Source organism: Gluconobacter sphaericus NBRC 12467 (assembly GCF_006539125.1).
Classification (GTDB): Bacteria; Pseudomonadota; Alphaproteobacteria; order Acetobacterales; family Acetobacteraceae; genus Gluconobacter; species Gluconobacter sphaericus.
In genome coordinates, this window is the sequence record NZ_BJMK01000018.1 from 19,579 (window position 1) to 43,686 (window position 24,108).

Sequence of the window (24,108 nt, forward strand, 5' to 3'; positions counted from 1 at the left end):
GCACTCCTCATACCGGCCGGCCGCGCAGGCGCCAGACCTGCCAGAAAAAGACCGGTGTTCCGATCAGCGACGTGACGACACCGAGTTGCAGTTCGGCCCCGCTGACGGGCAGGCGTACAAACAGGTCAGCCGCCAGCAGGAGCGCCGCGCCACCAAGGGCAGAGGGCAACAGCAGACGTGACGGGCGCGCTCCGGCGAGCGGGCGCAGGAGATGCGGCATGACGAGCCCGACAAACCCGATCCCGCCCGCAACGGCAACCCCGCTGCCGACCGCAAGCGCTGTTCCGATCACGACGCGCCACTGCACGACCCGCAGGGAGAAGCCCATCGTCTGGGCAACATCTTCACCAAGGGTCAGGGCATCCAGCGACCGCCCCGTGCTGAAAAGCAGCGCGGAGCCGATCAGCAGACCAGGCATCGCAATCAGAACATCCTGCTGGCTGGCACGCGACAGGGAGCCCATGAGCCAGTGCATGATTTCATAAGACGCATAAGGGCTTGGCACGAGATTGAGCGTCAAAGCCAGAAGCGCGGCACTCATGGAGCCCAGCGCCGCACCGGCGAGTACCAGAACCAGCGTACCGCCGCGCGTGAGGACCAGAAGCAGGAGTGTCGCGAGCCCAGCGCCGGACAACGCCGCCAGCGGGAGTGCGGGCGCCCAGACTGCCGAGACGCCAGTATAGAAGACTAATACCGCCCCAAGAGCACCACAGCCCGAAATACCCAGCACGCCCGGATCAGCGAGTGGATTACGGACCAGTCCCTGAAGCGCCGCCCCCGACAGACCCAGCGTTGCGCCGATCAGCAAAGCGAGGATCATACGCGGCAGGCGGATCTGGCCGATGATGGTCGCGGCGATCGTCGCGCGGCCATGCAGCATGTCGGACAGGCCCTGAGTGACGCCGATCCCCGCCGGACCTGCGGCCAATGACAAAATGGCGAGAGCCAGAACCAGCGTGGTAAGAATGGCAACGGTCAGGGCATAACGGCTCATGGTGTAGACTCCGCGCCGGTCAGACGGTCATGCGCGGCGATCAGGGCGGTCAGCGCATCGAGAGTATCAGGCGTGCCGCACATGGTCAGCCGACCGGGAAGGGCTAACAGATGCATGCCCGTGAAGCGGTCCCGCAGGGCAGGATGATGAACGGCATCTTCCGCTAAAGAGACGCCTTCCGAAATCATGCCCGTCACCAAAAGATCCGGCGGATGGGCAATCAGCGTTTCCAGCGCGATGGTGCCATCTGGTCGCTCGGACGCAGACATGCGGAAGCCCGCGCGTTTCAGCAAATCGGTAATCAAGCCGCCCTCTTCTCCGGCAAGGTTCGCGCCGATGACCGTAGCCGTCAGGATCTGCTCCGGATGAACAGGATGGAGACTTTCCAGACGCTTACCAAACGCACGGATCATGTCCTCGCCGCGTGCATCTTCGCCGATGGCGTGGGCGACTGTGCGGATCTGGGTGGGAATATCCGCTAGAGATGCAATGGAGGGAAGCTGCACGAAGGGGACATGTAGCACATCGGTCACGAGCGGAACGGTCGGACGGTGCCATGTCCCGTCCAGAACGACGTCAGGATGGGTGGCAACAAGATTCTCGCCGTCAGGACGTTGGACGGAGTAAGCTCTGGCAGCCTCACAGCGTACGGATTCCGCGCAATCCGTGGACAATGGACTGAGACCGAGAATATGGGCCGGTTCCGCCAGTTCAAGCAGCAGTTCGTCGGTACACAGGTTCAGCGAAACGACGCGGGTGCGCGCCGGAACAGCGCTAGCAGATCCGGTAAGCGCACCCGCCATCAGGCCCCACAGCAGCAAAACTGCCGCCGGGGTTGAAAGGACGTGAAGGAACGCCTTAGAGGCCAAACGTCACACCGCCGTAAAAGGAACGACCCGGCTGGAGATAGCCGACCGGATTTTCATAATACCGGTTCCCCAGATTGTCGCCACGCGCGAACAGGGTGACAAAATTGGCCAGCTTGTATTCCGCGGCAATGTTCACCGTCACATAATCATGCCCGATCGTGCTCATGGACGTATACCGGTCGAGGTCATGCCAGCCACTAACATACAGCAGGCTTGGCGTAATGCTCAGGCGCTTGGTCGGCGTCCAGATCACACTGGCCGTGGCCTTGTGGCGGGGACGACGCACGAGGGCCGCACCCGTGCTGCGATCCGTGGCGTCCGTCCAGGTATAGGTGCCGCGCAGATCCACGCTCTTGATGATACGGTAATCAATAAAGGCTTCCACACCATGCGTCTGCGCACGGGCGACATTGATATAGGTGTAGTTGTAGCCCGACAGTGCATAGTTGATGAGATTGCGGACATGGTTGCCATAATAGTCAGCACCAAACGTCAGCTTACCGCCCAGAAGACGCTCCTCGAACCCAGCGTCGAAGCCCAGAAGACGCTCGGCTCGCAGGTTCGGATTGGCAAGGGAGTAATAGGCGGGATAGCTGACGAAAAGCTGGTTCAGCGACGGACCATGGAAGCCTGAACCACCGCTGGCTTTTAGCGTCAGACCGGTACCAGGAATCTTCACCGCCGGGGCGACACGCCAGGTCACGTAATTACCGTAACGGGAATTGTTGTCGTAACGGATATTGGCTGAACCGAAGAGAATATCGTGCCAATGACCTTCAAGCTGACCCCAGGCGGCATTCGTTGTGGTCTGAGCTACGACCGGGGTCATGATCCGCTCGCGGATATAGTCATATCCCACGAGGAAGGAGCCATTATGACCAAGATGGGTCAGGCCCTGCCAGTCCACCTTCAGACGATCGCCACGGTTGGACGCGATGTCTGATTCTCCAGCCGTGATGTCATGGCGACGATAGGTGACGTACCCGACGCCGAGCGTCTGCTCGAACACACCCTTGAAGGATTTCAGATGAGCCGTTCCGCGCAGAATTGCTTGTTTGAGATCGCTTTCATTCTGCTGGGCTGAGGGCAGCGTCGGGTAGGAACTGTAATCGTCAGCGACGTATTCGTAATCCGCCTGCGTGAGATGGGCCGTGAAGCCGAGATCGAAATTGTCCGTCACGTCGTAGCCGAGCCGCACATTGGCTGTGCGGTTGTCGTTACGGTTGGACGCAACGTCATGGTCGTGAACCTGCGCGCGAATGGCTTTTGGTACGGCCTGATAGTCGCCGACATGATTGTGCGAGACTTCGACCATGTAGTGGAAACGGTGCAGCGATCCCGAGAACCCGGCCGTCTGGTTCTTCGTTGAATAGCTGCCGCCTTCGAGACGGACGAAGCCGTGCAACGGTCCCTGCCCCTGTTTGGTCGTCATGTCGATGACGCCTCCCATCGCATCCGCACCGTATAGGCCGCTCTGCGGGCCACGCAGGATTTCCACGCGGGCCAGCCCATCAGTAAGAAACTGCGCTGTATCAAATGCCCCAGCCGGCGTGGACGGATCGTTAATGTCCATGCCGTCCAGCCGCACCTTCACTTCATTGGCGTTGGTGCCGCGCATGAAGATCGACCCTGTACCGCCAGGACCGCCCGTACGCACCATGTTCAGGCCCGGTTCACGCGACAGAAGGTCTGCGAGGTCGCGCCTCTGGAGCAGTTCAATGTCACGCTGGGTCACAACCGTAACCTGAGAACCGACTTTGCTGATGTCCTGCGGCATGCGGTTGGCCGTTACGGTGACGGTCTCAGGAATGGTGGCGGTTACGGTGTCAGGAGTGGTCTGCGGGGCTCTGGTGGCTGTCGTCCGGGAAACGGTCGGGGGTGTCTTGGGCTTCTGCGGCGGTGTTGGCTCCTGGGCCGGGACGGACGCCAGCGCGGGAACGGCGGCAAGCATGCTCGTCGCGAAAAGAAGGCAGGAAATACGGGGCATGGCGATAGTAATGTCTCGTCGTTCTGCGTCGCCCTCAAGAAGGAGGCAGCCCCGCAGTGACAGGGTCTGATCCAGCGTTCCGATGCACCCCGCCCGGACCGTCCTTCGGACAACTTATGCTGACGGCAGGTCTCCTGGCTCGCGCTTTGGTCTCAGGCCCCTTCCCGGCACCGGGCCAGTGGGTTCTCTCCTGAAGCCGTACTGTCCACTCGTTACGGAGCGACAGTCAGTGCTTACAGTTGCGGGGGCAGCCGCAGTTTTGCACTGCGTTCCCTTTTCACCCGGCAGACCGGGCACCGTCAGATGTCATGAAGCGCCCCGGGCAGCACAAGTCAAACACAAACATCCATTCATCGCTGATTTGATACCGCACAACTCTGCAACATCGCTTTCATTCCGTTGCAATCCGGTCTTTGCCTCGAATGTCCCTAGACGTCAGTGTTCCCGCCATCGGATACAGGATCAGGACGCGATCATGACGACCCCCTCTGCTGCCCAGACGGTTCACCACGAACGCGACCTTCCGGCAGGATGCGATGGCATGAAAGGAGAAGGGCCCGGTCTTCCCCAACGTCTGTTATGCAGCACTTTCCGGGTCCGGCAGTATAACGACGTACATGCACGCGCCGCGGATCTGAGACTGCGGCTGCCGCTGGGCCGCAAACGCCTTCAGCGGATCGAACGCATCCGCGAAGCCGGGGCGCTATTCATCCATGTTCCCAAGAATGGCGGCACGTCGATCTGTGACCTGCTGTATGGAGGGATCATGATGCATGAGACCTGGCGCTATTATCAGCATGTCGCCCCCGATCTGTGCCGGACCCTTCCCAGCTTCGCGATCTGGCGTGATCCCGTAAAGCGTTTCGTTTCCGCATGGGCCTTTGCCCGTCGTGGCGGCACGTCACGGGTGAAAATCCATCCTTCCGTCAACGCACTCTACCGCTCGTTCCACACGCTGGACCATGCTCTCGAACATGTGGAATCCTGTCCGAGCGTTTACGAGATGGACCATGTTTTTCGTCCGCAGGCTTTGTATGTTTGCGACCGTAATGGCCAGCTGAGCGTCGATCAGCTGTTTTCGATGGATCGGATTGCGTCCCTGCCCGATTTGGTACCTGTCCTGAAAGGCAAAACGATTCCCCATTTGAACGGCAACACCCACGATGTCGTTCCCACGGCCGCGCAAGCAAAAAGGATTCGACAGCTCTACAGCGCAGACGAAGCGCTGCGCCCAGCTGGATAATACTTTAAAACGATCCTTCCCAGAAAAACGGGACATGTCTTCCAAATGTCACAATCAATGGCAGGTTTCCTGCCATTTTTTTGCCATTGCGATAGTGGAATGTGGCTAAATTACCATGCCCTGTGTATGTCATATCATGTCAGCCCACATCCGATTGAAATAAGGCCATCACTCATGCTTTTTCTCGGCTGAAAGTTCCCCTGACCGAGAAAGACCGAAAATACGATGCGCCTTGTTCGCCTGCTTTCGACTTCGGCCCTGTTTGCGTTCGGTACGGTATCGGCCTTTGCCGCACCCGCAAACAACACGGCTCCTTCTGCCAAGAAGAGCCATACCAAAGTCGCTGCCGCCGCCGCCCCGTCCATGATGGGCAACACGGCTCCAACAGACGAACATATCTCTGTCAGCGGTCACCATTCCTATTTCGATGGCGTAACACGCCGCGATGTTGGTGGTGGTCTGATGCAAAAACAGGATGCGGCGAAATCCGTTTCTGCCATCTCCCGCGACTACATCGAAAAACAGGCCCCCGGTCAGGACCCGATGCAACTTATCGCGCTGCTTCCAGGTGCGAACGTTACATCCTCCGATCCGGCGGGTCTGACGGGAAGTCACATGAGCGCCCGTGGCCTCGACCAGTCACAGATGGGTTTCACGCTTGAAGGCTTCCCGCTCAATGATATTGGAAACTTCGCGGTATATTCTCAGGAAATTGTAGATTCCGAAAACCTGCGTAAGATCAGCCTTGCACAGGGCTCCGCAGACCTCGACAGCCCGCATCTGAGCGCCACCGGCGGTGTGGTCGACATGTACATGATCGACCCTAAGATGAAGAAGGGCGGCGCATTCGACGTCTCCTACGGCTCATACGACTACACGCGCGGCTTCCTGCGTCTGGATACCGGCAAGATCGGCCAGACCAATCTGCGCGCCTATTTTTCTGGCTCCTACGCGACAGAAGACGCTATCCATTCCATGGCCACGAACCGCAAGCTGCATGCTGAAGCGAAGTTCGTGAATGACTGGGGTGATGGCAACCGCGTGTCGCTCGCGATCGTCGGAAACCGACTCTATAACTACCTGTCGCCAAGCGTAAATCTTCCATCGTGGAATGCGTATGGTTTTGGCGAAAAAACGGGTTACGTTGCATCGTGTTATGCTGGTTCCACCTGTACTCGCCCGAATGGAACCACTTTTAAAAACACAAGCAATGCTACAATAAATAATACCGTTTATAACGGTACATATAAAGAAAATAATAGTAATTACTATAAACTTCACCAGAACCCGTTCACCAATATCTATGCCAGTGCTCCCTCAACCTTTAAGTTGACAGATCACCTTGTTCTCACGGAAACGCCTTATTTCTGGTACGGTGACGGCAGCGGCGGCGGGGCTTACACGACACCAACAAGCTGGGGTGCCACGAGCATGACTGGCACACTGAACGGCAAAAAGCCCTCCAGCAGCACACTGATGTATGAACCCTCGCTCACCACGACCTATCGCCCGGGTGCCGTCACGAAGCTAACACTGACAACCGGCGTTAACCGCCTGATGGTCGGATACTGGTTCGAATACGCCAAGCAAATCCAGACAGCGCCTGCAACGGGCATCGCATCCAACGGTACACCTTGGAACATCTGGGGCAGTGGTTCGAACTTCATCTTCAATGACGGCACGACCTATCAGTACCGCGCCAGTCTGACGCAGACCCGCACCCACGTCATGTTTATTGGTGACAGCCTGTCGCTGCTGCACAACAAGCTGACCATCGACGCAGGGTTGAAATATGCAATCGTCACACGTGACGGTCACAATATGCTGCCCAATACGTCAACAGGTCCTTACATCGACAAAACATTCTACCAACCGCTGCCGACAGCATCGATCCGCTATCAGATCAATCCGGAAATGCAGGTCTTCGTGTCTGGTGCGACAAACTTCCGTATCCCGATGAACTACTCGCTCTATGACGCGGGTACATATTATAAAAACGGCGGATACAGCACGCAGGCCAATGCAAACCAACAGCCTGAAATTTCCATTTCGGAAGAAGCCGGCTGGCGTTACACAGGCCCAACGGTCATGGCCTCAATCACGTACTTCCACTACAACTTCACAAACCGTCTGTTCTCTCAGACCGAATGTCTGAACTCATCGTGCACCAACTACGCCACGACCAACATCAATGCCGGTGGTCAGAGCACGAACGGTGTGGATGCCGAAATCGGAACACGTCCGATTTTCTATCACCTACGGCCCTATGCATCCTTCGAGTACGTTGACGCCCGGACCACCAGTAACCTGCGTGCTGGTAGCGGTGCATCAAGCGACTACCTGCATACCGCTGGAAAATTTGCTCCTGAGACCCCCAAATACCAAGTTGGCTTCAACCTCGACTATGACGACGGTAATATCTTTGGCGCTTACAGCCTGAAGTACGTTGCCAAGCAGTATTCGACATTCATGGACGACCAGCACATTCCAGGTTACGTTAAAATGAATATCTCGGTCGGCTATCGCTTCAAAAACCTGGGCTTCCTGCAAGCACCGAACATCAAATTCAACCTGACCAACATCACCAACAACCATTACCTCGGTTTTCCGACCGGCGTTCAGACCAACGCACAAACACAGCGCGGTATCTTCGGAACCACCGTCAAAGGAACAGCTCCGACTTACATGATCGCGGCACCGTTCGCTGCAACCGGTTCCATCAGCGCTGGTTTCTGATCCTTCAAATCTTGTTAACCCTGAATGCCCCATGCCGGTCTCCGGCATGGGTTTTTTCATGACCGTTAAGGTATTCCAAAACGAAGCGCTGCACTCTTGCGCTCTATTGGACAATAGGGCCATTTAAACCCACACTCGCGACACACCAGAGACACATAAGGATCCACGGTGGGCAGAACGAAAACGACGGACAGGTCAGCTCTGGATATCTATCTGAGGGCTCTTAGGGATCATCTGTCCATTGAATCCAAGGCCATCGAGACCGCGCTTTCCGAGTTGCCTGTATGTGAGCGGTATCCGGGGCTATGTCGGCGGATGGAGCAGGATCTGGCGATGGGTCGGAGCCATGCGCGGGAGGTCACGATCCTTCTGTCCCGACACGGACACCCTGCCCCAGTTCCTCATGAAACCGTCTCGTCCATTCTCAGCACCGTCTCGGGGCTTCTGCATGGGGGTGAGGAGCATGACGTTCTGAAGAACGTGCTGGCGGCGAGCGGATATCGCGCGCATCAGATCGCATCACTTCAGGTTCTAATTGTGCTGGCACAGCAGCTTGGTTTTGCGCAGGACGCAGCGGCTCTGGACTGCCTGAAGGATGAGGAAATAGCGGCGGCCGGGGCGCTCGAAGGACTGACGCCAGAAATCGTGGCGCAGTATCTGGCGGCAGGCTGAGGCAGCTTGCAAGACATCCGTGAGGGCGTAAACTTCGGGTATGTCCTCATTCCGCTTTCTTCACGCTGCTGACATCCACCTCGACAGCCCCCTGCGGGGACTGAGCCGTTACGAGGGGCTTCCCGAGGCGGAAATCCGGGGCTCCACGCGGCGCGCGCTGGACCGGCTTGTCGAGACAGCGCTGACGGAAAAGGTCGATTTCCTCGTGCTGGCGGGGGATCTGTATGACGGATCCTGGCAGGATGTGGGGACCGGGCTTTACATGGTCCGGGCACTGAGCCGGCTGGTTCAGGCTGGCATCCGGGTCGTGACGCTTTCGGGCAATCATGATGCCCAGTCGGTCATTGCGCGCGAACTGCCGCTTCCGGACGGGATCGATCATTTCTCCTATGATGCACCCCAGACGCTGCACTGGCCCGAACTGGGCGTGGGACTCCATGGGCAGAGTTTCCGGGACCGGCATGTCACGCAGGACATGACGCGTGCCTATCCCGCGCCAGTGGCGGGGTGTTTTAATATCGGTGTGCTGCATACGTCGCTCTCAGGATATGGGGAGCACGAAACCTATGCGCCCTGCTCTGTCGAGACCCTCTCGGCCAAGGGGTATGATTACTGGGCGCTGGGGCATGTTCATGCGCGCGAGATTGTCTGCGAGCATCCGTGGATTGTGTTTCCCGGCGTGCTTCAGGGGCGCCATGCGCGCGAGACCGGAGCCTGTGGCTGTGAACTGGTTACGGTTGAGGACGGGATCGTCCGGTCTGTTGAATTCGTGGAATGTGATGTTGTGCGCTGGGCCCGGCTGGAGCTCGATGTCAGCGATATCCAGACTATGGATGCGGTTCTGGGCACGGCGCGTCAGGCGATGGAAGGCGCACTGTCCGAGGCCGGGGGGCGGACGGTCATTGCGCGGATCGTGTTGACGGGACGGAGCGTTCTGCATGACCGGTTATGTGCGTCGCAGGCATGGAAAGAGGATCTGCGGGGCATAGCAGTGTCGATGGCGCAGGGCACAGCCCAGATTGCGCTGGAGAAAATCCGTAACGAGACTTCCGCGCCTGCGCACCGGACGGGCGTGGCGGAGACGCGAGAGCTGGATCTGGCACTTGAAGGGCTGAGGCAGGACGACGAGTTTCTGGCGTCCCTGCCCGAGGCGTTTGAAGGATTTTTCTCGGTTCTGCCGTCCTGCGTTGAACGCGACAGTCTGATGCCGGAGGGGCAGTTTCCTCTTGAGCAGGCCCGGGCGGCCTTGCGGGCGCGGCTTGTGGGGGAGACGGAATAATGCGTTTCGAACGTCTCGATCTTCTGCGCTATGGTGGGTTTCAGGATGCAACGCTGACCTTTCCAAAAGGTGCGCGGGATCTGCATGTCATTTACGGGCCCAACGAAGCCGGAAAATCGACGACGCTTTGTGCGATCCGGGATTTCCTGTTCGGGTTTCCGCATCATGTTGCGAGGGGTGACTGGATGACGGCCGCGTCGCTGCTGCGGGTCGGGGCGTGTCTGGAGCAGGACGGAACGGTTTTTGAGGGCCTGCGGCGTCGGGGGCGGAATCAGACGCTTTTTGCGACCGATGATAAGACTGCTCTCGATGATCTGACATTGACATTGCGGAGCTGGCTTGGTGGGCTGGACGCAAAAGGGTTCGAGGCGGCCTGGGCGCTGGATCATGCGCGGCTGCGCGAAGGCGGCGAGGAGATGCGTCGTCTGAAGGATGATGCAGGGCTTCAGATTCTGGCGGCTGGTCTGGGTCTTGAAGGCATCGGGAAACTGGCGACGACGCTTCAGGAAGAAGTGAATTCGGAATGGAAATCCGGGCGGGCACGCTCGGCCTTGCAGCAGGCAAAGCAGAAACTGAAAGATTTGCAGCAGACCCTGCGTCAGGACACGACGACAGCGCGGCAACTTTCGATTGCGAACAAGGCAGTATCAGTTTCTGAATCAGAACGGACAGCCTGTGAAAAGCAAGCTCAGGCGCTCGGGGTGCGTCGCAGGACCAACTCCCGGCTGAAAGCGACATCTGTTCCTATTCAGAAACTGATGGAGACCGAAGCGGAGATCGCTACTTTTCCGCATTGGGATCTGACGGCTCAGGATTGCGCGCGGATCGAGAAAACCCTTGAAACCCTGCATCGGGACGAAGAGGCGCTTTCGATCACGCGCCAGAAACTTGAGACATTATCCGGGCAGGTGCGGGACTATGGGGAGCCACATCCTGTTCTTGCAGAGCAGGACGCCATCCGGGCGCTGCTGGGACGGGCTGTGCTTGTCGCGCGTCTTGAAGCGGCGGTGGGAGACCGTCAGGCACGGCTGACGCGGGACGGGATCTGGCTTGAGCAGTTCAGGGCGCGGCATGGCTGTGAGGCGGGCGCGCTGCCAGAATTGTCGGAACTGGACGATCTGGACCAGCGACTTCAGGCGCGCGCGCTGCTGCAGACGCAGGCGCAGGACCTGGGCGCGCGGCTTCGGGAGACGGAGCAGGCGCTCGGTGCGCTTCGTCCGAGATCCGTTCCAGATACGGATGAAAAAGCCGATGGGGAGCGTCTGCGCCTGTTTCGGCTGGAACTGGATGAGGCGCGTAGCCTTGGTAAGCTGGATGAGCTGATCGACAGCCTTTCGGATGAGGTTGCACGGCACGAAAATGTCACGGCAGCGGCTTATGGAGCGTTGTTGCCGTGGCGTACGACAGGTGCAAATCCGAAGGCCGAACTGACGGCGCTTGCGTTGCCGGACATGGCGGTCCTCGAAGAGGAATTACGGCTCCGGACAGCGCTGGACGAGCAGCGGCGGGCCGCGTGCGACGACGCGCAGGCGACGGAGACGGAACACGCGCGTCTGGAGCAGCAGCGTCGGCGACTTGAGGAAAGCGGACAGGCGGTGTCACGCGAGCAGCTTTCCGCGGCGCGACAAGAACGCGACCGGCTGTGGCAGGAGATGGACCGTCATTGCCAGTCCGGAGACATTCCGCCTTCGGCAATACGGGAGGCGTTTGGGGTTCTGGTCCAGAATGCGGATGGTCTGGCGGACCGGCGCCATGACCATGCCGAGCAGTCCGCCCAGCTTGCGGCGCTTTCACGGCAGGTCGAGGATCTGGTGCTGAGGACCGCAGAGGCCCGGCGTCGGACGGCTCATGCAGAGGCAGAGTTGGATCGACGGGATGCCGCATGGTCGGCTCTTCTGGAAACCTTGGGTGCGCCGGTCTTGCCGCCTGCCCCGCTTCAGGTCTGGATTACGCGGCGTCAGGAGGCTCTTGAAGCTGAAGAGCAGTTGCAGGTCACACGCTCGCAGTTGCAGGCCGCGACAGAAACGCGGGCGGATATGTGTCGCCGGCTGCAGGTTTTCGTGCCCGCATCTCCGTCCGACCGGCTGGCGGCTCAGATCCGGCAGGCCGCGTCCGTTCTGGAGCGTGACGAGGCCGAAGCCCGCCAGAACGAGACCCGGATCGCGGAGCAGCGCCGCTTACTGGAGGCCGTGGCGAAAGACCGGGCTGCGTTGGTCGCACTGGAGCGCAGTCTGGCGCAGTGGGACGAAGACTGGGCGCTGGCCTGTCAGGCGTGTCATTACCCGGGCCGGCCGGACCGCACGGATCTGCTGGATGTGCGTGAGGCGCGAACGATCCAGAGCCGGATGGACAGCGAGCAGAAGGAACAGGTGGCCGAGGCCCGCGATATTGCGGCTTTCCACGATGAACTGCGGGTGTTCCTTCAGCGTCACGGGCAGGGCTCTGCGGTGGAACTTGAGACCTTCCTGACGCAGAAGCTGGGTCTCGAGCAAAAGCGGCTGGCGACTGTGCAGGCACATGCGGCCCTTGAGGCCGAGATTGCGCAGAAGGATCTGAAGATTGCATCGCTGATGGCGGAGTTGGTGCCTGTGCGATCAACGCTGGGTCTGGGGCCGAATGATGATTTGCGCCGCGCTTTGTCACGAGCCTGCGAGCGCGCCGGGCTTTGTGAGACGCGTGAGGGATTGCGGGATCAGATCCTTCAGGCGGGCAATGGCCGTCCACTCGATATTCTTCTGGAAGAAGCCCGTGAAACGGACCCGGCACAACTCGAGCAGGAATTCGAAGCCATCGAGGCAGAAACAACGGCGCTGAACGCCCGCAGATCGGAAGTGGATGAGCGGCTGTTCAATGCGCGCGCAGTTCTGGCGGGGCTGGAAAATGCGCGAGGCGTTCATGAGACGGCCGAGGAAATCCAAGAGACAGAAGCGGAGATTGCCGAGCGGGCCAGCCGCTATGTCTCACTCAGGCTCCAGCAATTGATGCTGTCACGACTGGTGGAACAGGGGCGCCAGCAAGCGCACGGGCCGTTGCTGACGCGTGCGGGGGCGCTGTTTTCCCGACTGACACTTGGGCGTTATGTCGGGCTTGCGACGGAAGAAGACGGCTCGGACGGGCTGGTTCTGGCAGGATGCCGACCGGGAAATACGGCGCTTGTTCCAGTTTACGCCATGAGCGAGGGCACGCGCGACCAGCTTTATCTGGCGCTGCGACTGGCATCCGTCGAACAGGCTTTGGAGCGGGGAATCCGTCTACCTTTCCTTGCGGATGACTTGTTCGTGACGTTTGATGAAGAGCGCACGGATGCGGGTCTGAAAATTTTGGCTGAGATTTCGGAAAAAACGCAGGTTCTGTTTTTTACCCATCATAGATATATTTTAAATCAATCGAAAGAAATTTGTTCTTTTATAGAACTATAATTATATTAATGAAAAAATATTTATTTTATGATATTTTAATTCTTTCCTTCTTTTTCAATGGCACTGAGTGACGAAATATTATGAAATACAGACTGTCTATTTTCCTTTGAGCTGATCTTCAATATAGCCATCCTGACATGGGTGTTTTGACTGGTCTTACTATTAAAAATGGTGTTTAGAGGCATTCCCACTTTCCTTCACGGAGCGCAGTCGTGACTGAAAGCCCACGCGGTAGCCTGAATGCACAGCGCATCATACCGCTCGCAACCCTTGCGGCACCTCCCCGTGGAATGGACCCGATCGTCGCTCGTCTCAGCACGGCTCTGTCTGAGGGTATCGCGGAGGTTCTGGAGCAGGAACGGGCGGTTCTTGTGCTGTCACGGCATTCCACGGGCAAGCTTTATCTGGATCAGCACCAGTTCTCGACACTGGCCACGCCGCCGCAGATCGAACCGACGGCAGATGTCTTTCTGCTGAGCGTTACGCGCAGTGCGTTGCTGCGGTATCTTCCGATGCTTGCGGCGCTGCCGCCCCTGTCTTTCAATATGGAGAAAGGGCCGGGGGCATTCCTGTTGTCCGCGGGGTCCATGCTTGAGGCTGGTATGCTGGAAGGCACGATTTCGCAGACACGCCAGCGCCTCATGCAGCATGTTACGGATCTACTCATCACGACAATTCTGGACTGCCTGCAACTGGAAGTCAGTGTCGCCGGGCGGCGCCGGCATCGGCAGAAGCATATCCGACACTATATAGAGACACGTTTACACGAGCATGATCTGACGCCGCAGAGTATTGCGGAGGCGTCGGGGATTTCCACCCGTGCGCTCTATCAGCTTTTCGATGGCAAGGACGGGGCGGTCGCGGGCTGGATCCTTAACAGGCGGCTTGAGCGGATCCATGCGGATCTGACGAACCCAGCACATGATACACTGTCGATCGCGCAGATCGCGCTGAACCATGGTTTCCGCAATGCCGCGCATTTCTCCCGGCGTTTCCGGCAGAAATTCGGGGCGTCCCCGCGGGAAATCCGGCAGCGTTCCGCCTTGCGGCTGGGGCGTTTGGAACAGACTGGATCGTCAGGATGGCACGGACGAGGCGGGTAGTAGACTGGCCTACGACCAGGTCCAGCAGAACGACTTGGAGGATTCGAAAAACCCTCTTGCCCAGTTAATTCAGACTCACAAGCCCTTGGTATGGTCGTACACTGAAAGTGCTTGCGAAGGGTTTTCGAACCCTCAGGGTAGCAGTCACCTAGGTAGTCGAAACCGTCACGATTCACACCATTATCTAGAAACGGGCGTCTCTGCCGCCAGAGCGCAGCACTTATAGGCGCTTCGGAAATCCAGCGGCGAGGTAATCGATGAACGCACGTACCGCTGATGGCAGCCCACGCCGCGTTGTAAATACGAGATGGACGATTCCTTCTGCTCCTCTCCATTCCGGAAGGACCTGCACTACCAGACCCTTCTCCAGTGGCTCCCGAACGAAATGATCCGGAAGCCACGCAACACCCAGCCCTGCAATCGCCGCATCCCGCACTATGCCCATATCCTGCGAACCAAACCGAGGCATTCGGCGTATTTCGTGAGTCTCGCCGTGGTGATTTATTAAAGGCCAGATGCAGTCTGTTGCCTCGTCGCTTGTTGTTAAGAGCGATGCACTCTTCAGATCCTGCAGGTTTCTGATGCTTGCAGCTACACGCGGATGTGCGACTAAAACACGTGTGGAGCGCCCGAGAGTACGCATTGTCAAAGCTGCATCCGAGGTGAGAGCCAGGCGAACCCGTAATGCGAGGTCGATGCGCTCCTCTATCAGATCCACTGCCCGATCTACCGCCAAAAGTTGCAACCGCACCTTGGGGTAGCGATCCAGAAAGCCTGTCATCAAGTGACCGATCACAGCAACCATGCCAGTCGGACAACTGAACCGAACGACGCCCGCTGGCTCAGCCTGGGCCGCGCTGATGATTGCCTCTGCAGCTTCTGCCTCATCCAGCATAGTACGGCAGCGCTCATAAAATATCCGACCGAGGTCCGTGACGCGGAAGCGTCTACTGGACCGCTCGATCAGACGTATACCGAGCCGGCTTTCCAGATCGGTAATGCGGCGGCTGAGTTTTGACTTCGGCTCATGCAGCACACGCGAAGCAGCCGAAAAGCCGCCATGCGCGACGACTGCTACGAAATACGCATAATCATTGAGATCTCGACGTTTCATCGTTCCTCTTTCTGAACGCTGTGTGTCAGTATTGCCATCTACAGCGATGATCGTTCCAATGGCATCTCTTTCCTGACGGCGCAAACGGAGCGCTGAAAATAAGGAACAGAACAATGACTTACGGATTTGATGGCAAGGTCGTGATTGTAACCGGCGGTACAAGTGGCATTGGTCTGGCTACCGCCAAAGCTTTCGCCGATGAAGGCGCATTCGTTTTCATCACCGGAAGACGACAGGAAGCGCTCGACGCCGCTGTCACTCGCATCGGTGGCAAAGTAACGGGTGTACGCGGTGATATGGGCCGTCTAGAAGATATCGACCGTCTATATGATACCGTTCAGCAAACACATAGCCAGATCGATGTTGTCTTCGCCAATGCCGGTGGCGGGGAATTTGCACCACTTGGTGCCATTTCCGAAGAACACTATCAGTCCACTTTCGACAATAACGTCAAAGGCGTGCTCTTTACTGTACAGAAGGCGCTTCCCCTGCTGCGCGACGGGGCCTCGATCGTGCTGAATGCTTCGAATGTCAGCGCCGCGGGCACCCCGGCTCTCAGCGTGTATTCTGCAACGAAGGCAGCTGTACGCAGCTTTGCGCGAAACTGGATGCTTGACCTCAAGGACCGACATATTCGCGTCAATGCAGTTAGTCCGGGTGTGACCGATACGGCAGGTTTGAATCAGCTTTTTGGCGGCGGCGAACAGGCCAAAGAAACCAAAACCTATCTCTCTGGCCTGATCCCCTCAGGTCGCGTGGCCCAGCCGGAAGAAATCGCCCGCTCGGTTCTGTTTCTGGCGTCTGACGAGGCTAGTTTCATCAATGGGATCGAACTTTACGTTGACGGTGGTCAGAAACAGATCTGAACGCCATCAAAACTGCCTCCCGGACGTGTTCCGGGGTAGCCCCGAGACAACTGTCACCATCTGAATTTTGGAGAAATAATCATGTCGTTCGTTACCACCAAGGATGATGTCGAGATCTTCTACAAGGACTGGGGACCGAAAGACGCCCGTCCCATCATGTTCCATCATGGCTGGCCCCTCTCTTCCGACGACTGGGATGCCCAGATGCTCTTCTTTTTACAGAATGGATTCCGCGTTGTGGCCCATGACCGCCGCGGCCACGGGCGCTCTGAGCAGGTTTCGGCGGGGCATGACATGGACCACTACGCATCAGATGCGTTCGCCGTGGTCGAAAAACTGGACCTCCGAAACGTCGTACATATCGGTCATTCCACTGGTGGCGGCGAAGTCGCACGTTATGTGGCCAAACACGGTCAGCCGTCCGGACGCGCCGCCAAAGCCGTTCTGGTCAGCGCTGTCCCGCCCCTGATGCTGCGCACAGAAGCAAATCCCGAGGGTCTGCCGCTTGAGGTGTTCGATGGTTTCCGCGCTGCCCTCGCAGCCAACCGGGCACAGTTCTTCCGCGATGTGCCAACCGGTCCGTTCTATGGGTTCAATCGCGAGGGTAACAGCTCGCAAGAGGGCGTCATTCAAAACTGGTGGCGTCAGGGCATGATGGGGAGCGCCAAAGCGCACTACGAGGGCATTAAGGCATTTTCCGAAACAGACCAGACCGAAGACCTGAAAAGCATCACGATACCAACACTCGTGCTGCATGGAGAAGACGACCAGATCGTGCCCATCGCTGATTCAGCACTCAAGTCTGTTGAGTTACTCGCCAATAGCACCCTTAAAACCTATCCCGGCTTCTCGCACGGAATGCTGACGGTCAATGCGGAGGCACTCAACGTGGATCTCCTTGCGTTTGCTGCAAGCTGACATCCATCAGCAGCCACGGCTTAATCGCCGTGGCTCTCTTGAGAGATCGGATCAAGGCTTTTCCGGAACACCATGCTGCGAAGTACGCCATCGCGCCGGATCAGGCCATGAAACAAAGCGGCGGCGATATGCGCCAAAACGAGACCAAACAGCAGAAAGGCCAGTAGGGTATGCACTGATCGAAGTTCCGCCCAGAGCATCGGATTGTGAGGAAGGATCGGTGGTAAAAGCACGGACTGACCCCATAGCGGAATGGGATAACCCCCTGCCGACAACATCCCCCATCCAACAAGCGGCAAAACAATCATCAGCACATAAAGCAGGATATGCGATGCATGAGCTCCAATTTTCATCACTGGGGGAAAATCCTCCGGTAAGGGAGGTGGAGGCGTGTGCAGCCGGTTTCCCAGACGCAGCATAGCAAGGACAAGGATTGCGATCCCCACAGAGCGATGCAACGCCACCAGGCGATAGTAACCAGATCCAACGGTCGACGCCATGAACACACCAATGAGGAGCATGGCCAAGATCATGACGGCCATAACCCAGTGCAGGATGCGAGACGGCAGGGTGAAAGATTCCACGTTTTTCATGATTTTTTGTCTCTCGCATTGGCAGACGGGACCGTCATTTCAGGTGAAACAGCAGGGGCAGTCGGCCGTTCGCCGGAACGCAGATAAAACGAACGCATATAGGCCGCAGATCGGGCCTGTAGGATCGGATCGCCTGACGGCATTATGCCCTCGGGCAAGACAAGCGGATCAAAAGTTATGCCGGTACATGGGCCGTTTTCCTCACTCCCGATACCTGTCAGGGTCAAGGTTCCCGCATTGATCTGTCGATCATCCTGCGGCCATCCCTTGCTCGGGTTGTCAATTGCGTCGCCGCTACCTGCCAGCGTTACCATCAGCCGCCATTGCAGTGGATGGGTGTGAATGTCTTCGATAACTTTATGAAACAGATAATCATGATCATTCGCATGACCAATCTCAGGCATAACTGGTTGGACCGGCACCATAGCCCAACGTACGGCTGTCTTCGTTCCGTCTTCCGCGACAAAAAGAAAGCTGTCGAGACTACGATAGGTATCATCGGCGAAACCCGACGAAACAGGTCGTCGACCAATCTGTGCCCTCGCAGTTTGTAACCAAGGATGGCTTGTACGGAAAACCTGCATGCGTGCGGGGTCAGGTTTTCCCGTCGTCAAATCCGGGCGCGATGCAAGCTGGAGGTCGTGGAATTCCTGCGGCGTTCCAACAGGAAAGACAGGAATATCGTTAATTCCCATACGCCATTCCTGACGGTCCGACGGCATCAGACGCAGGGCCATGCTGCGCACTTTCTCAGGAGCATCGGCCTGATATGGAAGGCCGCCAGCAAGTGCGAACCGCCCAACGACAGGAACCCGCCCTTTCTGCAGGACGGTGGCCATCGAAAGGCTGGAGGCGTTCCCATTACCCTCAAACCATCCAGTTATACAGACACCTTTGGCGTGGTTGCGACGAAATCCAGGGTGCATGCCACTCCCTTTCTGCAAAGCGTCCAGCATAGCGACCTGTGTCAGGCGGTAAGGCGTCAGCCACCCGCCCGCCCAAAGAAATAACAGCATGAGAAAAAATGGAAGCGCGATCACACCGAGCCAGCGCAGGATGGAACCAGACAGCGTATGAGTGTTGGTCGTCATTTTTTCGATCCTCTGACCTCGTCTGGTTTAAAGACGATCGAGCAGGCGGATCTATTCCGTCTGAGTAAAATATTTAGTGAAAATGTACCCGTCTCGTCATTTGGCTCGGAATAAACTGGACCCGTGCGCGTTCACATTCAGAAGTATGATAACTACATGAAGCAGAGGCCGGGTTGAACGAGACCAACGACATCAGGTTACAACGGGCGATACCGGCCTTGAGACGGTACTCGCGGGTCCTGACGCGCGATCCCCACCGAGCAGAAGATCTTGTGCAGGACTGTTTGGAGCGTGCCCTTACGCGAATGCATCAGGTGCGCGACCTATCGGATCTGCGGCCATGGCTGTTCACTATCGCGTATCGTCTCAATATCAGCCACTGGCGTCACCTGAAATCTCTGGTCACTCCACCGGAAACATCTTCTGACTCAATTCAGGATGCTACCCAGATCCCACACCTTGAGTGGAAGGAAGTCATCAATGCCTTTGACCGTTTGTCTGATGAGCATCGGCAGGTCCTGCTACTCGTGGGAGTTGAAGATTTAGAATATGCAACTGTCTCGGACATCCTGAGAGTTCCGATCGGAACCGTAATGTCCCGACTATCCAGAGCCCGAGATGCCTTGCACCGGCTTGTCGATGAAGGCGAACGACCCAAGCTCAGGAGGATAAAATGACACGGTCTGCCCCCCCCGTAACTGAGGATGATCTTCACGCCTGGGTCGATGAGCTGCTTTCGCCGGAACGACTGCGGACTGTAGAAAGGTGGCTGGATGAAAATCCAGCAGTGCAACAGCGTGTGATGACATGGCGGAAAGAGAGAATCTTGCTACGGGCTGCACTGAATACTGACTTTGAACAGTATCCTCCTGTACATTTGGATATTACGATACCAAATCAATTACGAATTCGTTATTTCAGCATATCGCAGATGGCTGCGTCCGTTGTCCTTGCGCTATCTATTGGACTTGGAGGAGGTTGGTTCCTTCGGGAACGCGAAGTCCCTCTTGGACTTGCATCCGTTGAACAGGAAGCAATGATCGTACATGTTTCAGGTACGGACAGCATAATCGCAGAGGGAAATGTTGCTCAGCTCACAGCCTGGGGGACGCAAACATCTGGTCGCCTAGTGCGTGCACCGGACCTATCCGCCGCAGGTTACCATTTTCTGACAGGACAACTGGTCACGACAGATCATGGGCCAGCTTGTGTATTTTTATACAAGGATAAACACGGTACACGCATTTCACTTTTCATTCGTCCCATGCACGGCCGTGACATGACGGCCCCGATGCGCGCGATGAGGGATATACCGGGCTATATTTGGGCGCAGGATGGCCTGGGTGTTAGCATGATATCGGACGAATCAGTTCTAGGTCTGCACAGTCTTGCAAATCAGGCGCGGGATCTCATGGCACAGCGGCATTCATCTCTATAGGTTTATTGTTTAGTCCCGTATTTTGATAGCGTGATATTTTCACGTGAGTGGAAGAAAGCCTTATGGGGCAGATACGTCATGGCAGTGCAACGACGACGCACGCCGTGCAAGAAGCAATACAGCGATCGCAAGCTTCGCTCGTGGCGCTGAGCAAGGAGTTCGGGATCAACCCGAAAACAGTTGCAAAGTGGCAGAAGCGACAGAGTGTCGAAGATCAGAATACAGGTCCTAAAGAGCCGCGATCAACGATCCTGTCCGAGACGGACGAAGCGATGACCATGGCATTTCACTGACATACGTTGCTGCCGCCCTCATTTGACCCGCTCAGCCCTGCATCGCTGCTTTCAGCGCCACGAGATCTCACGATTGCCGGCCAACGAGGGAGACAAACCAAAAACGACAACACTTCGAACACACCCCGATTGGGTATTTTCATCTTGATATCGCGGAAGTCCAGACCGCTGAGGACACACTTCTGATTTAAGGAGACATTCTGCCCCCTCCCCTGATTTACCTGTAACAAACCTTATTCAGCTTTTGTAACGCAGAGCATCAAGAACAAGATTGAATGCTGGAGAGGGCTGACGCTTGCTTGGGTAATACAGATAATAGCCATCAAATGGCTCACACCACTCTTCAAGAATTTGCATCAAAGTTCCGGAAGAAAGGTGATCTTTGACGTGATCCTCAAGCATGAAAGCAATACCGTGCCCGGTGAGGGCGGCTTCCACAATCAGATTGATATCATTGAGCACAAGCTGTCCTTGCGTTTTAACCCGGATCTCTTTGCCATCGCGCTCAAACTCCCAAGCGTATAATCCACCAGAAGTCGGCAAGCGCAGATTGATGCAGTTATGTTGCGCCAGATCGTACGGCGTTTCCGGGATGGTCTTTTCGCTCAGATATGATGGGGAGGCCACAGCAGCCATCCTAAGGCGTGGGCTGATTGGTACTGCAATCATGTCCTGCTCCAGTCTTTCTCCAAGCCTTATCCCGGCGTCATATCGCTCAGCCACAATATCGACGAGGCCTCCTTCGATATTGATTTCCACGTTGATGTCAGGATGTTCGGCTGTGACACGATCAATAGCTGGCCAGAGCAATGTGTACGCCGCGTGAGAGCTTGTCGTGATCCGAACAGTGCCAGCAGGGCGATCCCGCAACTCGGTCAGTGCGGCAAGCTTCTGATCAATATCTTCTAGGGCAGGACGCAGTGTTTCTATAAGGCGTTCACCAGCCAGTGTAAGTGCGACGCTTCTGGTTGTGCGTGTAAGCAATCGTAGACCCAGTCTGGCTTCGAGCCGCCGAAGAGAATGGCTGAGCGCAGATTGTGAAATGCCAAGCTTCCCTGCGGCCTTAGTGAAGCTGCCTTCATCAGCAACTGCCATGAACATGGCCAGACTTCCAAGCTCTTCACGCAGCATTGTACTCAGGCCTTCTGGTGATTTTCATGACTGAAAGTCATAGACCTAAGTAATTTACCTCGTCTAATCGATTGATGAGTCTGGGCTTAAGATTTGTGTGTTCAGAGCCTTGGTCGATGCCCAAGGATTAACACGCGGGATCAAGAAACATGCAAAAACGTCTATTGGGCCAGAGTGGTTTGGAAGTATCAGCGCTTGGCTTCGGCTGCATGGGTCTGAGCTATGGCTATGGCCCTGCCACCGACCGCAAGGATGCTATTACCCTGATCCGCGCAGCTTATGAGCGTGGGGTCACTTTCTTCGATACTGCCGAAGCTTATGGACCAGGCATTAATGAAGAAGTTGTTGGGGAGGCACTAGAGCCGGTTCGTAATCAGGTCGTGATTGCCACCAAATTTGGGTTCGTAAACGGCGTACCAGCACAGGGACTGGATAGTCGGCCGGAGCGTATTCGACAGGTTGCAGATGAAGCGCTGAAGCGCCTGCGGACTGACAGGATTGATCTCTTTTACCAGCATCGCGTCGATCCAAACGTGCCGGTTGAAGATGTTGCCGGAACAGTGAAAGACCTTATCGCAGCGGGAAAGGTCAAGCATTTTGGCATGTCTGAAGCCGGAACGAATTCAATCCGTCGTGCACATACCGTACAGCCGGTTGCAGCTCTCCAGAGTGAATACTCGATGTTCTGGCGCGAGCCGGAATTGGAAATCCTACCGCTGCTTGAAGAACTGGGTATCGGCTTTGTGCCATTTGCGCCGCTTGGCAAAGGGTTTCTGACTGGAAAACTCGACCCAAAGGCCGTGTTCGCCAAGGATGATTTCCGAAGCTCTGTTCCCCGTTTCCAAGCTGATGCACTAGCCGCGAACCAGGCTCTTGTTGATCTTGTCAAAGTCATTGCATCTGAAAAATCCTGCACACCTGCGCAAATCGCATTAGCGTGGCTTCTAGCTCAGAAGCCGTGGATTGCTCCCATTCCCGGTACGACGAAACTTGATCGTCTAAAAGAAAATCTGGGAGGGGCTGATGTCAATCTGACGGTTGATGACCTGACTCGCATTGAACAGGCGCTCAACGAAATTACCCTGCAAGGGGATCGTTATCCTGCCTCACATCAGAACCTCATCAATCGCTAAGCTACTGTCGCGGAGAGAATAATCGTGACTATCGCCACATCTGTCGTGATGTTGAACAATGGCATCCCAATGCCTTCTCTTGGCTTCGGTGTATTTCAGGTTCCTGACCCGGCGGAGTGTGAACGCAGCGTTCGGGATGCCATTGATGTCGGTTATCGACTTCTGGACACAGCCACCTCCTATGGCAACGAGGAAGCAGTCGGACATGCGATTCACAACCATGGGATCGACCGAAACGAACTTTTCGTCACCACCAAGCTCTGGATTGAAGATACGAGCTATGAGGGAGCCAAGGCTGCTTTTGAACGATCGTTGAACAAACTCCAAACTGACTATCTCGATCTTTGGCTGATCCATCAACCATATGGAGACGTCTATGGGGCATGGCGCGCAATGGAAGAACTGTATCGTGCGGGCCGTATCCGGGCGATTGGTGTCAGCAATTTCTATCCTGACCGACTGGTGGACTTCGTACTGCATAATGAGATCACACCCGCGATCAATCAGATTGAGCTCCATCCTTTTCATCAACAGGACGATGCTTTGGAAATCCTGAAGCAGTATGATGTTCAGGCGGAAGCCTGGGGACCGTTTGCAGAGGGGCGAAACGGGCTGTTCTCGAATGACGTGCTTCAGTCCATTGCGCAGAAACATGGCAAGACTATCGCTCAGGTCGTATTGCGTTGGTTGAACCAGCGCGGAATTGTCGCGATCCCCAAATCAGTCAGAAAAGAGCGTATGGCCACAAACTTCGCTATCTTCGATTTTACGTTGGACAATGCTGATATTGAGGCAATTGCCACGCTTGATCAGAGAGCCAGCAGTTTCTTCGATCACCGCGATCCAGAAAAAGTCCGATGGCTAGGCACAAGAAAGTTAGGGTAAGAGGTTTCTTGTCAGAGTTGTCCGCCTACATTCAGATTTCTGCATATCCTATCGGATTAGAGCGGATATTTTTTCGATCCATGTGAGTTAAAGAGAATGTCCGAGTATCGGCAATTTCGCTCATAATCAGACATTCTGCTTCCCCTCCCCCATAGCAGGCAAAAATAGAGAAGTTCATGGATGAGAGGCCTGTTCTTCTTCTGAGCAGGCTGTGCAGTGAAGTTTGTTTCTGCTTGCTCTAATTTGACGTGTTGTTAAACGGGCCTAGGTTCAAGAGCCATTGATTTTATTACAAAAATCTGATTCAGGCTCTGTAAGGAGGCTGAAGATGAGCGATCTGTTTT

The 24,108-nt window shown here is 56.3% G+C and carries 19 protein-coding genes, 1 pseudogene and 1 riboswitch; of the genes and pseudogenes, 13 read left to right on the forward strand and 7 right to left on the reverse strand.

Annotated elements, in window-relative coordinates:
• Window positions 1-7: 7 nt before the first annotated feature.
• From GSP01_RS10460 to GSP01_RS10470, 3 genes are read right to left on the reverse strand one after another with little or no spacing between them, the layout of a single operon-like run.
• On the reverse strand, window positions 8-994 hold the full coding sequence (locus GSP01_RS10460; protein ID WP_141353320.1) for a FecCD family ABC transporter permease: 987 nt from the start codon (window positions 992-994) through the stop codon (window positions 8-10).
• On the reverse strand, window positions 991-1,863 hold the full coding sequence (locus GSP01_RS10465; RefSeq protein WP_141353322.1) for an ABC transporter substrate-binding protein: 873 nt from the start codon (window positions 1,861-1,863) through the stop codon (window positions 991-993). The genes GSP01_RS10460 and GSP01_RS10465 overlap by 4 nt, the downstream gene beginning before the upstream one ends.
• On the reverse strand, window positions 1,853-3,850 hold the full coding sequence (locus tag GSP01_RS10470) for a TonB-dependent receptor plug domain-containing protein (protein WP_228123910.1): 1,998 nt from the start codon (window positions 3,848-3,850) through the stop codon (window positions 1,853-1,855). The genes GSP01_RS10465 and GSP01_RS10470 overlap by 11 nt, the downstream gene beginning before the upstream one ends.
• Window positions 3,851-3,957: 107 nt before the next feature.
• Window positions 3,958-4,166, reverse strand: a riboswitch (cobalamin riboswitch).
• Between the two features lie 159 nt (window positions 4,167-4,325).
• On the opposite strand from GSP01_RS10470, the gene GSP01_RS10475 reads away from it, so the two are divergent.
• From GSP01_RS10475 to GSP01_RS10500, 6 genes are all read left to right on the forward strand, one after another.
• Window positions 4,326-5,093 (forward strand): sulfotransferase family protein, encoded by a 768-nt coding sequence (locus GSP01_RS10475; RefSeq protein ID WP_141353324.1) that lies wholly within the window; start codon window positions 4,326-4,328, stop codon window positions 5,091-5,093.
• Between the two features lie 225 nt (window positions 5,094-5,318).
• Window positions 5,319-7,829: a TonB-dependent receptor gene (locus GSP01_RS10480; RefSeq protein ID WP_141353326.1), complete on the forward strand. Its 2,511-nt coding sequence runs from the start codon at window positions 5,319-5,321 to the stop codon at window positions 7,827-7,829.
• 168 nt (window positions 7,830-7,997) lie between these two features.
• Window positions 7,998-8,501, forward strand: a complete 504-nt coding sequence (locus GSP01_RS10485) for a DUF892 family protein (RefSeq protein ID WP_141353328.1) — start codon at window positions 7,998-8,000, stop codon at window positions 8,499-8,501.
• A 40-nt stretch (window positions 8,502-8,541) separates the two neighbouring features.
• Complete coding sequence (locus GSP01_RS10490; RefSeq protein ID WP_141353330.1) at window positions 8,542-9,780, forward strand: metallophosphoesterase family protein; 1,239 nt, start codon at window positions 8,542-8,544, stop codon at window positions 9,778-9,780.
• Window positions 9,780-13,199 (forward strand): ATP-binding protein, encoded by a 3,420-nt coding sequence (locus GSP01_RS10495; protein WP_141353332.1) that lies wholly within the window; start codon window positions 9,780-9,782, stop codon window positions 13,197-13,199. The genes GSP01_RS10490 and GSP01_RS10495 overlap by 1 nt, the downstream gene beginning before the upstream one ends.
• 212 nt (window positions 13,200-13,411) lie before the next feature.
• Entirely contained in the window at window positions 13,412-14,302 is an 891-nt protein-coding gene (locus tag GSP01_RS10500) for a helix-turn-helix domain-containing protein (RefSeq protein WP_141353334.1), read from the forward strand.
• A gap of 220 nt (window positions 14,303-14,522) precedes the next feature.
• Here GSP01_RS10500 and GSP01_RS10505 read toward each other — a convergent pair whose 3' ends face one another.
• The gene (locus GSP01_RS10505) at window positions 14,523-15,416 is read right to left on the reverse strand and encodes a LysR family transcriptional regulator (protein ID WP_141353336.1); all 894 of its coding nucleotides are present in this window, start codon (window positions 15,414-15,416) and stop codon (window positions 14,523-14,525) included.
• Between the two features lie 113 nt (window positions 15,417-15,529).
• Between GSP01_RS10505 and GSP01_RS10510 the strand changes: the two genes are divergently transcribed.
• Window positions 15,530-16,282 (forward strand): SDR family NAD(P)-dependent oxidoreductase, encoded by a 753-nt coding sequence (locus GSP01_RS10510; RefSeq protein WP_141353338.1) that lies wholly within the window; start codon window positions 15,530-15,532, stop codon window positions 16,280-16,282.
• Window positions 16,283-16,363: 81 nt separating this feature from the next.
• Entirely contained in the window at window positions 16,364-17,200 is an 837-nt protein-coding gene (locus tag GSP01_RS10515; RefSeq protein WP_141353340.1) for an alpha/beta fold hydrolase, read from the forward strand.
• A gap of 20 nt (window positions 17,201-17,220) precedes the next feature.
• Here the strand turns inward: GSP01_RS10515 and GSP01_RS10520 are convergent, their stop codons facing one another.
• Together GSP01_RS10520 and GSP01_RS10525 are read right to left on the reverse strand one after the other, a co-directional pair.
• Window positions 17,221-17,793, reverse strand: coding sequence for a cytochrome b (locus GSP01_RS10520; RefSeq protein WP_141353342.1), 573 nt, complete (start codon window positions 17,791-17,793; stop codon window positions 17,221-17,223).
• The gene (locus GSP01_RS10525) at window positions 17,790-18,884 is read right to left on the reverse strand and encodes a catalase family peroxidase (RefSeq protein ID WP_141353344.1); all 1,095 of its coding nucleotides are present in this window, start codon (window positions 18,882-18,884) and stop codon (window positions 17,790-17,792) included. Before GSP01_RS10525 ends, GSP01_RS10520 begins: the two co-directional genes overlap by 4 nt.
• Before the next feature lie 173 nt (window positions 18,885-19,057).
• Between GSP01_RS10525 and GSP01_RS10530 the strand changes: the two genes are divergently transcribed.
• From GSP01_RS10530 to GSP01_RS10540, 3 genes and pseudogenes are all read left to right on the forward strand, one after another.
• On the forward strand, window positions 19,058-19,561 hold the full coding sequence (locus GSP01_RS10530; RefSeq protein ID WP_141353346.1) for a sigma-70 family RNA polymerase sigma factor: 504 nt from the start codon (window positions 19,058-19,060) through the stop codon (window positions 19,559-19,561).
• Window positions 19,558-20,322, forward strand: a complete 765-nt coding sequence (locus GSP01_RS10535) for an anti-sigma factor family protein (RefSeq protein WP_141353348.1) — start codon at window positions 19,558-19,560, stop codon at window positions 20,320-20,322. The genes GSP01_RS10530 and GSP01_RS10535 overlap by 4 nt, the downstream gene beginning before the upstream one ends.
• Before the next feature lie 62 nt (window positions 20,323-20,384).
• Window positions 20,385-20,803, forward strand: a pseudogene (locus GSP01_RS10540) (IS481 family transposase); the annotation flags it as partial.
• A 49-nt stretch (window positions 20,804-20,852) separates the two neighbouring features.
• Here the strand turns inward: GSP01_RS10540 and GSP01_RS10545 are convergent.
• Complete coding sequence (locus tag GSP01_RS10545) at window positions 20,853-21,746, reverse strand: LysR family transcriptional regulator (RefSeq protein WP_141353350.1); 894 nt, start codon at window positions 21,744-21,746, stop codon at window positions 20,853-20,855.
• A 149-nt stretch (window positions 21,747-21,895) separates the two neighbouring features.
• Here GSP01_RS10545 and GSP01_RS10550 point away from each other — a divergent pair, with 149 nt between their 5' ends.
• Together GSP01_RS10550 and GSP01_RS10555 are read left to right on the forward strand one after the other, a co-directional pair.
• Window positions 21,896-22,879 carry an aldo/keto reductase gene (locus GSP01_RS10550; RefSeq protein ID WP_141353352.1) on the forward strand — a complete coding sequence of 328 codons (984 nt, stop codon included), beginning with the start codon at window positions 21,896-21,898 and terminating at the stop codon, window positions 22,877-22,879.
• A 24-nt stretch (window positions 22,880-22,903) separates the two neighbouring features.
• Window positions 22,904-23,764, forward strand: a complete 861-nt coding sequence (locus GSP01_RS10555; protein ID WP_202257892.1) for an aldo/keto reductase — start codon at window positions 22,904-22,906, stop codon at window positions 23,762-23,764.
• Window positions 23,765-24,108: the final 344 nt, after the last annotated feature.